General features: G+C 73.5%; 10 protein-coding genes. 6 read left to right on the top strand and 4 right to left on the bottom strand.

Translation table 11 applies throughout. The features are described 5' to 3' along the window. Together AB0881_RS37955 and AB0881_RS37950 are read right to left on the bottom strand one after the other, a co-directional pair. Positions 1–635 (bottom strand): ferritin-like domain-containing protein (locus tag AB0881_RS37955; RefSeq protein WP_366625201.1); only part of this gene is annotated, 635 nt, incomplete at its 3' end. 111 nt (positions 636–746) lie between these two features. Further along, positions 747–1,550, bottom strand: coding sequence for a transporter substrate-binding domain-containing protein (locus AB0881_RS37950; protein ID WP_366625199.1), 804 nt, complete (start codon positions 1,548–1,550; stop codon positions 747–749). A 197-nt stretch (positions 1,551–1,747) separates the two neighbouring features. Here AB0881_RS37950 and AB0881_RS37945 point away from each other — a divergent pair, with 197 nt between their 5' ends. Next, positions 1,748–2,302 (top strand): thioesterase domain-containing protein, encoded by a 555-nt coding sequence (locus tag AB0881_RS37945; RefSeq protein ID WP_366625197.1) that lies wholly within the window; start codon positions 1,748–1,750, stop codon positions 2,300–2,302. Here AB0881_RS37945 and AB0881_RS37940 read toward each other — a convergent pair. Both AB0881_RS37940 and AB0881_RS37935 read right to left on the bottom strand, forming a co-directional pair. Beyond that, positions 2,256–3,476 (bottom strand): PP2C family protein-serine/threonine phosphatase, encoded by a 1,221-nt coding sequence (locus tag AB0881_RS37940; RefSeq protein ID WP_366625195.1) that lies wholly within the window; start codon positions 3,474–3,476, stop codon positions 2,256–2,258. The genes AB0881_RS37945 and AB0881_RS37940 overlap by 47 nt on opposite strands. Before the next feature lie 135 nt (positions 3,477–3,611). Continuing rightward, positions 3,612–4,121 carry a MarR family transcriptional regulator gene (locus AB0881_RS37935; protein WP_366625193.1) on the bottom strand — a complete coding sequence of 170 codons (510 nt, stop codon included), beginning with the start codon at positions 4,119–4,121 and terminating at the stop codon, positions 3,612–3,614. 218 nt (positions 4,122–4,339) lie between these two features. Between AB0881_RS37935 and AB0881_RS37930 the strand changes: the two genes are divergently transcribed. The 5 genes from AB0881_RS37930 (at position 4,340) to narH (ending at position 11,754) form a co-directional block, all read left to right on the top strand. Further along, positions 4,340–4,531: a DUF3073 domain-containing protein gene (locus AB0881_RS37930; protein WP_366625191.1), complete on the top strand. Its 192-nt coding sequence runs from the start codon at positions 4,340–4,342 to the stop codon at positions 4,529–4,531. Positions 4,532–4,533: 2 nt separating this feature from the next. Then, positions 4,534–4,869, top strand: coding sequence for a metalloregulator ArsR/SmtB family transcription factor (locus AB0881_RS37925; RefSeq protein ID WP_366625189.1), 336 nt, complete (start codon positions 4,534–4,536; stop codon positions 4,867–4,869). 188 nt (positions 4,870–5,057) lie between these two features. Beyond that, positions 5,058–6,332, top strand: coding sequence for an MFS transporter (locus tag AB0881_RS37920; protein ID WP_366625187.1), 1,275 nt, complete (start codon positions 5,058–5,060; stop codon positions 6,330–6,332). Continuing rightward, complete coding sequence (locus tag AB0881_RS37915; protein WP_366625185.1) at positions 6,329–10,054, top strand: nitrate reductase subunit alpha; 3,726 nt, start codon at positions 6,329–6,331, stop codon at positions 10,052–10,054. The genes AB0881_RS37920 and AB0881_RS37915 overlap by 4 nt, the downstream gene beginning before the upstream one ends. 2 nt (positions 10,055–10,056) lie before the next feature. Continuing rightward, the gene (gene narH / locus AB0881_RS37910) at positions 10,057–11,754 is read left to right on the top strand and encodes a nitrate reductase subunit beta (protein WP_366625183.1); all 1,698 of its coding nucleotides are present in this window, start codon (positions 10,057–10,059) and stop codon (positions 11,752–11,754) included. Positions 11,755–11,756: the final 2 nt, after the last annotated feature.

Here is an 11,756-nt window from a genome sequence, read left to right as displayed (position 1 = left end):
CGGCCCAGCCGGCGCAGGGCGCGGCCGTGACCGGCGGCGACGACCAGGGCGCCGCCGGCCACCAGCACCCGCCAGAACGCGATCATCGCGGTCCGCGCCGGCCCGCCGATCCCCTCGCGCAGCCGCCGGCAGTGGAACGGGATGTGCCGCCGCTCGTCCCCGACGAGCCGGCGGGCCACCTCCGCCGTCAGCGGGTCGGCGGTGCCCTCGTACAGGGCCTGGTAGTACGCGACCGCGACCACCTCGGCGACCATCAGCACGAGCAGTTCGAGCCGCAGCCCCATCGCCCGGCGCGCCAGCACGAACACCGAGTCGCTCCAGTGCGCCCCGATCGTCGGCGCGCCCGCCGCCTCCAGCAGGAGGCCCAGCATGCGGGCGTGGTTCTGCTCCTCGGCGACGAACAGCCGCACGGCCGCCGCGTACTCCGGGTCCCCGGCCCGTACGGCCTTGCCGATCAGGAACGCGCCGTCGCCGTCCTCGCCGACCTGGAAGCGCTGGAGGCTGCGCACGACGCTCGGCTCCAGCCGCGCGCCGCGCGCCCAGTCCGGGTCCCCGGCCGCGGCCCGCGCGGCGGCCTCCTCCTCGAAGCCGCGCAGCCAGCCGACGAACGCGCTCTCGCGGACCTTCGTCTCCATTCGGGCCTCCCGTTCTCGACGTTCCGCGGCCTCCCGCGCCGCTGAGACCACTCAAGCGGTGGGATATGGCCGTTCCGCCGGGAAAATGTGGAGGTCCTATGGGGACGGCGGTCAGAGGCAGCCCTCGAACTGGGGCACCGCCACGGTCGAGAGGTCCAGCCCCGACCTCCCGAACCACTTGCGCATCAGCCGGGCCATCGTGCCGTCCTGGTACATCCGCGTGATCGCCTTGTTGAGGGCCTCGCAGCCGCCGGGATCGCCCATCCGCATGGCGATGCCGGTGCGCCGCTCGCCGAAGCGGGCGTTCACCAGGCGGAACTCGCCGGGCTCGCGCATCTTGAGCCCGGCCAGGATGGTGTCGTTGGTGGTGATCGCGTCGACCCGGCCGTCCTTGAGCATGGCCAGGCAGGCGTCGTAGCTGCGGGCGGGCACCGGCACGGCGGCCACCTGCCGCTCCCTGGTCACCTGCTCGGCCGCCCCTGATCCGGTCACGGCGCACAGCCTGCGGCCCTTGAGGTCGCGGACGTGGTCCACCCGCTTCTCGTCCGACCGTACGAGGATGTCCTGGTACGACAGGTAGTACGGCCCCGCGAACGCCAGCCGGGTCTGCCATTCCGGCTCGATCCAGAACGTCGGCACCAGGTCGGCCGCGCCGTCGTGCAGCATCCGCTCGCGGTCGGCCGCCGGCGCGGAGACGAACCGCACGCGCTTGCCCATGTCCGCCGCCACGTGCCGGGCGACGTCGACGTCCAGCCCCTCGAACCCGCCGTCGGGCCGGCGCACGGCGAGGCCGGGCAGGTCCGGCCGCACGCCCGCGACCAGCGTCTGCTTGGCGAGGATGGACGAGTCTCCGGAACTCCCGCATCCCGCGGCCACGAGGCAGATGACCAGTGCCGCCGCGACCAGCAGGCGCATGCGCGAGGACCCCCGCTCTTCCGGGCGCGGCCGGGGCCGCGCTCCGTCCAAGGTCGCAGAGCCCGCCCCCAAGATCCACGGGCTGGCCGGAATTGGACCGGTGCTCGCCCGGAGCCGGGGTTTTTACCCGGAAAGGGGGCACTTCGCTGGAAGCTTAGGTTAGCCTTACCTAATTAACGGGGGAAGGGAAGGGAAAGGTGAACGATCACCTCTGGACGCGCGTCCACCGGCCGCGGCCGGGGGCCGCGCTCCGCCTGGTCGCGCTGCCGCCCGCGGGCGAGTCGGCGGCGTTCTTCCGGTTCTGGCCGGGACTGCTGCCCGACGACATCGAGGTACGGGCGGTGCAGTACGCCGACGGCGCGGACGACCCGGCCCGGCTGGCGGCCGCGCTGCGGGAACTGGTGGGCGAGCGGGTGCCCGCGCCGTACGCGCTGTTCGGGCACGGGTTCGGCGCCGCCGTCGCGCACGCGGCGGCGCGCGGGCTGGAGGACGCTGGGAGCGGGCCCGTCCACCTGTTCGTCTCCGGCAGCCCGGCACCGGAGGGGGCGGGGCCGGTGCGCTGCCCGGTCACCGCGATCGTCGGCGAGCGCGACCCGGCGGCCGGCCGGGCCGATGCGCGGAGCTGGGAGGCGGTCGCCGGAGGCGGGTTCCGGCTCCGGATCGTGCCCGGCGGACCGGCCTACCCGTCCACCGAGCGGCACGCGGTCATCGACCAGGTCCTGCGGGATCTGCACCGCCTGCCGTCCGGGTAGCGGCGCCCTTCCAGTCGAGGCAGACCACGACGGCGTCGTCGGTGAGGTCGCGGCCGCGGCGGTGCTCGACCAGGGCCGCGATGATCGACGGCGGCACCTCGGGAGCGGGCAGCAGCCGGGTGCGGCGGACCGCCCGGTCGACCGGGAACGCGTCGCCGTCGCCGCCGTCACCGCCGAAGACGCCGTCGCTGACGATGACGAGCCGGTCGCCGGGCAGCAGGCGGAAGTGCTCCGGGTGGTACTCGGTGTCGGCGAACATGCCGGGCGGCAGCTGCCGCTCCAGCTCGATCGGCGTGACCTGGGGGCCGCGCATCCGCAGGATCCGCGGCGACCCGGCGTCGATCACCGAGACCAGGCCGGAGGCCAGCTCGATCCGCATCACCAGCGTCTCGGTGAACTGCTCGCCGCCGTGCCGGCCGTAGACGGTGTCGCCGGCCAGGCTGACCTGCTCGGACAGGTCGGCGCCCGAGCGGCGGGCGTTGCGCAGCGCGCCGAGGGTGAGGGACGTCAGCAGCGCGGCCCGGATGCCGGTGCCGGCGCCGTTGATGACGGTCAGCGCGAGATGGTCGGGCTCGCTGGACCAGTCGTAGCCGTCGCCGCCGATCGAGTACGCGGGCTCCAGATGCCCGGCCAGGCTGAACTCGTCGCCCGCGCAGCCCTGGCCGGGCAGCAGCTGCCACTGCAGCTCGGCCGCCAGCGACAGCCGGCGGTGCCGGCGGGCGCGCTCGTAGCGGTCGGTGTGGTTCCAGGCGACGGCCAGGGCCTCGCCGGTGAGCCGCCCGATCTCGGCCAGGTCGGCGCGGTCGGCCTCCTCGGACGGGGCGGTGAACGGGACGGCCAGCACGCCGAGCCGCTCGCCCCGCGCCGTCACCGGGACGTACAGCACGTGCCCGGGGCCGGGGTCCAGGACGGGCGCCAGCGAGGCGAACGCGCGGCCGGCGGCGGTGCCGTGGACGTTCACGGCCTCGCGCTCGGGGTCGCCGGGCAGCGCGCGGTCGGCGGGGAGCAGCACGCGCAGGTGGTAGTCGGCCAGCAGGATCCGGGCCGGGCCGGCCGCCGGGAACAGCTCGCCGACCGCCGTGGCCAGCGCCTCGGGCAGCGAGTGCGCGGGCGTGCCGCGCAGCGCGCGCTCCACCAGTTCGGGGCGGCGCGCCCCGGTTCCATGAACGTTCATCGAGCCTTCCGTCGCGGCGGGACCGGGGCCGTGACCGTGTCCGGAGGCCGGCCATGGAGGGCCGCCCGCGCGTTCCGGAGGAAGCGTGGCAAAAAACTTGTCACATGGCAAATACGTCGCCGTACGGCGAACCGGTCAGGCCCGGCGGCGCTGCCGCTCGCCCGGCTCGGCGACCTCGCCGGGCGCCACCGCCCGGCCGAACTCCTGCAGGCTGTCCAGCAGCCGCGCGCGGGAGCCGGGGGACATCCGGGACAGCGCGTGCGCGACCACCGCGCGGCGCCGCCGGGTGAGCGCGGCGTACAGCTCCTCGCCGCGCGGGCTCAGCCGCAGCACGATCTCCCGCCGGTCCGCCCGCGCGTTCTCCCTGATCAGCAGGCCGGCGGCCTCCAGCCGGTCGCACAGCCGGCTCGCCGAGGACGGGATCACGTCCAGCTCGGCGGCCAGCCCGCGCAGGTTGACCTCGCCGTGCCGGGCCAGCGCCTCCACCGCCCGCAGCTGGACGGGCGAGACGTGCTCCTCCAGGCCCTGGTCGGCGCGGTTCCAGGCGAGCGCCGCCGTGGACAGGGCATGCTCGATCGCGGCGATCACGTCCGGCGGGGCGGCGGCCCCCTGCTCGCTCTGGCCCTGTCCGGTCACAGCCGTCATTCCCCCAGTTTCACGGATACCGTACGTTATCGCCGGTGACTCCGATGTGAGAAGGCCCGGCCCGGTTCCGCCGGCCTCCGGGGAGGCCGGCGAAGGGCGGACGCCCGCCGCGCGGGCCGGATCCGCGCCACGTTTTTCCGCGATCCTGGACCGGGCGCTCTGTTCAGTTGATAAATTCTTCAATGAGTGAAGTTGTCGTCGAGGGAGGTCGGAGCGACGTGGGACGAGGTCGGGCGAAGGCCAAGCAGACGAAGGTCGCGCGCAAGCTGAAGTACAGCGGCGGGGGCACCGACCTGGAGCGGCTGCGCCGCGAGATGGGCGTGGGCGCGGGCGTCTCCGGCGGCGCGGGCGACACCGGGCCGGCGGCCGACGACGCCGCCGAGCGCGCCGAGGGCGGGACCGAGAGCTGACCGTGCAGGTTCAGCTGACCCAGGCCAAGGCCGAGCTTTTCAAGACGCTGGGGCATCCGGTGCGGATCAGCGTCCTGGAACTGCTGTGCGAGGGGCCGAAGCCGGTTCGCGAGCTGCTGGCCGCGATCGAGGTCGAGGCCTCCAACCTGTCCCAGCAGCTGGCAGTGCTGCGCCGGGCGGGGATCGTGACCGCGCGCCGCGAAGGGTCGACCGTGATGTACGAGCTGGCCGGCGGGGACGTGGGGGAGCTGATGGGCGCGGCCCGCCGCATCCTCACCGACCTGCTGGCCGGCCAGGGCAGGCTGCTCGCCGAGCTCGAGGCCGAGCACGGCGTCTGAGCGGCACGGCGTCCGAGCAGGGATCTCCGTCCTCTCGGGGAGGGGACGAAGGTCCCTACCGTGCGCGGGGACCGGTCCGTGAGGATCGGGACCCGTGCCGGACGTTTGATCAACATGGTGATTAAGCACCCGCACAACTGGCAATGCCGTCAGGTATTGCTACCGCCGGTACGAGCGGAAGGTGCGGGATGGGCAGTTCGCGGGCGGCCCCCGGAGCGGGCCGCACGGAACGGGAGGCGGGCGGCCGGCCGGCGGTGATGCTGGCGATGGCCACGCTGGGATTCGCGATCAACTTCTGGGCGTGGGCGCTGCTCAGCCCCCTCGGCCCCCGGTTCCAGGAGGACCTGCGGCTCGACTCGTTCGAGCAGGCGCTGCTGGTGGCGGTGCCGGTCGTGGTCGGCTCGCTGGGCCGGATCCCGGTCGGGGCGCTGACCGACCGGTACGGCGGGCGGGTGATGTTCCCGCTGGTGTCGGCGGCGACCATCGTCCCCGTCCTCTACATCGGGCTGCTGGGGCACTCCTCCCTCGCCGCGCTGCTGATCGGCGGGTTCTTCCTCGGGATCGGCGGCACGACGTTCGCGGTCGGGGTGCCGTTCGTGAACGCCTGGTACCCGCCCGAGCGCCGCGGGTTCGCCACGGGCGTGTTCGGCGCCGGCATGGGCGGCACCGCGATCGGGGCGCTGACGACCGTGCCGATGGTGGACGGCGCGGGCATGGCGGCGCCGTTCGTCGTGACCGCCGTCCTGCTGGCGCTCTACGCGGTGGCGGCCTGGCTGGTGCTGCGCGAGGCGCCGGGCCGGACCGTCCCCGACCGGCCGATGACCGAGCGGGTGGCCGCCACGCTGCGGCTGCCGGTCACCTGGCAGGCGTCGGCGCTGTACGCGGTGGCGTTCGGCGGGTACGTGGCGTTCTCGGTGTACCTGCCCACCTACCTGAAGTCCCAGTACGGCCTGGAGCCGACCGACGCCAGCAACCGGATGGCGGGGTTCGTGCTGCTGGCGGTGCTGATGCGCCCGGCCGGCGGCTGGCTGTCGGACCGGGTCGGCGCCGTGAAGGTCATGGAGATCTGCCTGATCGCGGTCGTGGTGGCGGCCGCCGTGCAGGCGTTCGCGCCGCCGCTGATGCCGCTGGGCACGATCGCGTTCCTGACGATGGCGGCCGCGCTGGGCGCCGGCAGCGGCGCGGTGTTCGCGCTGGTGGCGCTGATGGCCCCGGCGAACCAGGTCGGCTCGGTCACCGGGATCGTCGGCGCGGCCGGCGGCCTGGGCGGCTTCGTCCCGCCGCTGGTCATGGGGTCGATCTACGGGGCGTTCGGCAGCTACGTCGCGGGCCTGCTGGCGCTCGCCGTCGTCGCGGGCGCGGCCGGGGTCCTCACCCTCACCGGCGTGCGGCACGCGGTGAACGAGCGGCAGGCGTCCCGCGGCGCGGCCGATGAGATGTCCCGGAGAGGGGAGCGGGCTTGAGTTCTGGCGCGCGGCGGCGGCCGGGCAAGGCGGCGATCGACGGTCCGGTGACGGACGCGCTGGTGGGGACCCGCAGGTTCTTCACCCGGATGACCGGCACGGAGGTGTCCCCCGACCTGCGCACCCTGACCAGGAAGGGCGGGCGCCGCGCGGACGCGTTCTACCGGGACCGGTGGTCGCACGACAAGGTGGTGCGTTCCACGCACGGGGTGAACTGCACGGGCTCGTGCTCGTGGAAGGTGTACGTCAAGGACGGCATCATCACCTGGGAGGCGCAGCAGACCGACTACCCCTCGGTGGGCCCCGACCGGCCCGAGTACGAGCCGCGCGGCTGCCCGCGCGGCGCGGCGTTCTCCTGGTACACCTACTCGCCGACCCGCGTCCGCTACCCGTACGTGCGGGGCGTGCTGCTCGGCATGTACCGGGAGGCGAAGGCGAGGACGGGCGACCCGGTCGAGGCGTGGGCCGAGATCGTGTCGGATCCGGAACGGTCCCGGCGCTACAAGGCGGCCCGCGGCCACGGGGGGCTGGTGCGCGCGTCCTGGGACGAGGTCACCGAGATGATCGCCGCCGCCCACGTGCACACGGTGAAGGAGTACGGGCCCGACCGGATCGCCGGGTTCTCGCCGATCCCGGCGATGTCGATGGTGTCGCACGCGGCCGGGTCGCGGTTCGTGTCGCTGCTCGGCGGGACGATGCTGTCGTTCTACGACTGGTACGCCGACCTGCCGGTGGCCTCGCCGCAGGTGTTCGGCGACCAGACCGACGTGCCCGAGTCGGGGGACTGGTGGGACGCCGGCTACCTGATCATGTGGGGGTCCAACCTCCCGGTGACCCGCACCCCGGACGCGCACTGGATGACCGAGGCGCGCTACCGGGGGCAGAAGGTCGTGGCGGTCTCGCCCGACTACGCCGACAACGTCAAGTTCGCCGACGAGTGGCTCGCCGCGCAGCCCGGCACCGACGGGGCGCTGGCGATGGCGATGGGCCACGTCGTGCTGAAGGAGTTCTTCGCCGACCGGCGGGTGCCGTACTTCGCCGACTACGTGAAGAGGTACACCGACCTGCCGTTCCTGGTGCGGCTGGAGCCGAACGCGGCCGGCGACGGGTACGTGCCGGGCAAGTTCCTCACCGCCGAGGACCTGCCCGGGGCGGAGGCCCGCTCCGAGCACGCCGCGTTCAAGACCGTGCTGATGGACGCGGTGACCGGGCGGCCCGCCGTGCCCGGCGGGTCGCTGGGGTTCCGGTACGGGGACGCGGGCGCCGGCCGGTGGAACCTGGACCTGGGGGAGATCGACCCGCTGCTGTCGATGGAGGGCGGCCCCGAGCCGGGCGTGCCCGTCGAGCTGGCGCGGTTCGACGCCCCCGACGGGTCGCCGGGGCTGCTGCGCCGCGGCGTCCCGGCACGGCGCGTCGCCGGCCACCTGGTCACCACGGTGTACGACCTCATGCTCGCCCAGTACGGCGTGTACCGGGACGGCCTGCCGGGCACGTGGCCGTCCGGGTACGACGACGCGTCCGAGCCGTACACCCCGGCCTGGCAGGAGACGTTCACCGGCGTCCCCGCGCAGGCGGCGGCGCGGATCGGCCGGGAGTTCGCCGCCAACGCCGAGGAGTCGCGCGGCCGGTCGATGATCGTGATGGGCGCGGGCACCAACCACTGGTTCCACTCCGACACCATCTACCGGGCGTTCCTGGCGCTGACCACGCTGACCGGCTGCCAGGGCGTCAACGGCGGCGGCTGGGCGCACTACGTGGGGCAGGAGAAGTGCCGGCCGGTCACCGGCTGGGCGCAGCTCGCGGGCGCGTTGGACTGGTCCCGGCCGCCGCGGCAGATGATCGGGACCGCGTTCTGGTACCTGCACACCGACCAGTTCCGGTACGACCCGTTCGGCGCCGACACCCTCGCCGCCGCGACGGGGAGCGGGGCGCTGGCGGGCCGGTCCACGGCCGACGCCATCGCGCTGGCCGCCCGGCTGGGCTGGATGCCGTCGTACCCGACGTTCGACCGGAACCCGCTCGACCTGGCCGACGAGGCCGAGGCGGCGGGGCGGTCCGCCGCCGACCACGTGGTGGACGAGCTGAAGGCGGGGCGGCTGCGCTTCGCCTGCGAGGACCCCGACGCCCCGGAGAACTTCCCCCGCGTGCTGACGGTCTGGCGGGCCAACCTGCTCGGCTCGTCCGCCAAGGGCAACGAGTACTTCCTCAAGCACCTGCTCGGCACCGACTCCTCCGTCCGGGCCGCCGAGGCGCCGCCGGAGGCGCGGCCGCGCGAGGTGACGTGGCGGGAGGAGGCGCCCGCCGGGAAGCTGGACCTGCTGCTGTCGCTGGACTTCCGGATGACCAGCACCACGATCTACTCCGACATCGTGCTGCCGGCCGCGACCTGGTACGAGAAGCACGACCTCAGCACCACCGACATGCACCCGTTCGTGCACTCGTTCAACCCGGCGATCTCGCCGCCGTGGCAGACCCGCACCGACTGGGACTCGTTCCAGACGATCGCGCGGGCGTTCAGCCGGCTCGCCGAGCGGCACCTCGGGGTGCGCAAGGACGTCGTCGCGGCGCCGCTGCTGCACGACACCCCCGACGAGCTGGCCACCCCGCACGGCCGGGTCGCCGACTGGGCGGCGGGGGAGTGCGAGCCCGTCCCCGGGAGGACGATGCCGAAGCTGATCGTCGTCGAGCGCGACTATCCGGCGCTCGCGGCGAGGATGGCCGCGCTCGGCCCGCTCGCGGAGGAGCTCGGCGCCGCCACCAAGGGGGTGACGTTCGACCTGGCCCGCGAGGTCGAGTACCTGCGCGCCCGGAACGGGACGATCCGCGGCGGCCCCGCCGACGGGCGGCCCTCGCTGGTTCGCGACGTGCACGCCTGCGAGACCATCCTCGCGCTGTCGGGCACCACCAACGGCCGCCTGGCCGTCCAGGGGTTCCGGAACGTGGAGGAGCGCACCGGCACCCCGCTCGCCGACCTGGCCGCCGACCACGGCGACGACCGGATCACCTTCGCCGACACCCAGGCCCGGCCCACCCCGGTCTTCACCTCGCCGGAGTGGTCGGGCGCCGAGAGCTCCGAGCGGCGCTACTCGGCGTTCACGATCAACGTCGAGCGGCTCAAGCCGTGGCACACCCTGACCGGCCGCCAGCACTTCTTCCTCGACCACGACTGGATGGCCGAGCTGGGGGAGCAGCTGCCGGTGTTCCGGCCGCCGCTGGACATGCACCGGCTGTTCGGCGAGCCGCGCCCCGGCGAGCAGGGCGGGCTCGGGATCGCGGTCCGGTACCTGACCCCGCACAACAAGTGGTCCATCCACTCCGAGTACCAGGACAACCTGTTCATGCTGTCGCTGTCGCGCGGCGGCCCGTCCGTCTGGCTGAGCAAGGAGGACGCGGCGAAGATCGGCGTCCGCGACAACGACTGGATCGAGGCGGTCAACCGCAACGGCGTCGTGGTCGCGCGGGCGATCGTCTCGCACCGGATGCCCGAGGGCACCGCGTACATGTACCACGCCCAGGACCGGCTGATCGACGTGCCGCGGGCCGAGACCACCGGCCGCCGCGGCGGCATGCACAACTCGCTGACCCGGCTGCTGATCAAGCCGAGCCATCTGATCGGCGGCTACGCGCAGCTGTCGTTCGCGTTCAACTACCTCGGCCCGACCGGCAACCAGCGCGACGAGGTCACCGTGATCCGCCGCCGCTCGCAGGAGGTGACGTACTAGACATGCGCGTCATGGGCCAGATGGCCATGGTGATGAACCTGGACAAGTGCATCGGCTGCCACACGTGCTCGGTGACGTGCAAGCAGGCGTGGACCAACCGCGGCGGCGTCGAGTACGTCTGGTTCAACAACGTCGAGACCCGCCCCGGCCAGGGCTACCCGCGCCGGTACGAGGACCAGGAGAAGTGGCGCGGCGGCTGGACGCTCAACCGGCGCGGCCGGCTGGCGCTGAAGGGCGGCGGCCGGATCCGCAAGCTGGCGACGATCTTCGCCAACCCGAAGCTGCCCGGCATCGACGACTACTACGAGCCCTGGACCTACGACTACGAGACGCTCACCAGCGCCCCGCTCCAGGAGCACACCCCCGTCGCGCGGCCCAAGTCGCTGCTGTCCGGCCGGGACATGAAGATCACCTGGTCGGCGAACTGGGACGACGACCTCGGCGGGGCGCCCGACCACGGCGACCGGGACGTGCTGCTGTCCGAGATCTCGGAGAAGGTCAGGTTCGAGTTCGACCAGACGTTCATGTTCTACCTGCCGCGGATCTGCGAGCACTGCCTCAACCCCAGCTGCGCGGCGTCCTGCCCGTCCGGCGCGATCTACAAGCGGACCGAGGACGGCATCGTGCTGGTCGACCAGGACCGCTGCCGCGGCTGGCGGATGTGCGTGTCGGGCTGCCCGTACAAGAAGGTGTACTTCAACCACCGCACCGGCAAGGCCGAGAAGTGCACGTTCTGCTTCCCGCGCGTCGAGGTCGGCATCCCCACCGTCTGCTCGGAGACGTGCGTGGGACGGCTGCGCTACATCGGCCTCGTCCTGTACGACGCCGACCGGGTGCTGGAGGCCGCGTCCACCCCCGACGACACCGACCTGTACGAGGCGCAGCGCGGGCTGATCCTCGACCCGGCCGACCCGGAGGTCGCGGCGGCGGCCGAGCGGGACGGAATCCCGCGCGACTGGATCGAGGCCGCGCGGCGGTCGCCGGTGTACGCGCTCATCAACACCTACAAGGTCGCGCTGCCGCTGCATCCCGAGTACCGGACGATGCCGATGGTCTGGTACGTCCCGCCGCTGTCCCCGGTCGTCGACGTCGTCCGCGACACCGGGCACGACGCCGAGAACCCGGGCAACCTCTTCGCCGCCATCGAGGCGCTGCGGATCCCGATCGGCTACCTCGCGCAGCTGTTCACCGCGGGCGACACCGCGCCGGTGGACGCGGTGCTGCGCAGGCTGGCGGCGATGCGCTCGTACATGCGCGACATCAACCTCGGCCGCGAGCCGGACGAGGACATCCCGGCCCGGGTGGGGATGACCGGCGAGTCCATGTACGAGATGTACCGGCTGCTTGCGCTCGCCAAGTACGACGAGCGCTACGTCATCCCCACCGCGCACGCCGAGCAGGCGCACAAGCTGGAGGAGCTGGCGACCGAGTGCAGCCTGGACTACGAGGGCGGCCCCGGCATGATCGACTCGGGGCCGTTCGGCGAGCAGTCCGGCGGCGCCCCGCCGATCGCCGTGGAGAACTTCCACATGCTCAGGCAGCGGCAGACCGCCGACGGCCCCGTCGACCCGGCCGACAAGCACCGGCGCGTCAACCTCCTCAACTGGGACGGCAAGGGCACCCCGCCGGGGCTGTTCCCCGACCGTCCCGGCAACCCGCCCGCCGACTCCGGTGCCGCCGAGACCGAGCCGAAGCCCTAGGA

Source organism: Spirillospora sp. NPDC029432 (genome assembly GCF_040703975.1).
In the GTDB taxonomy this organism is placed as follows: Bacteria; Actinomycetota; Actinomycetes; order Streptosporangiales; family Streptosporangiaceae; genus Spirillospora.
This window is presented reverse-complemented; position numbering and strand designations above follow the sequence as displayed.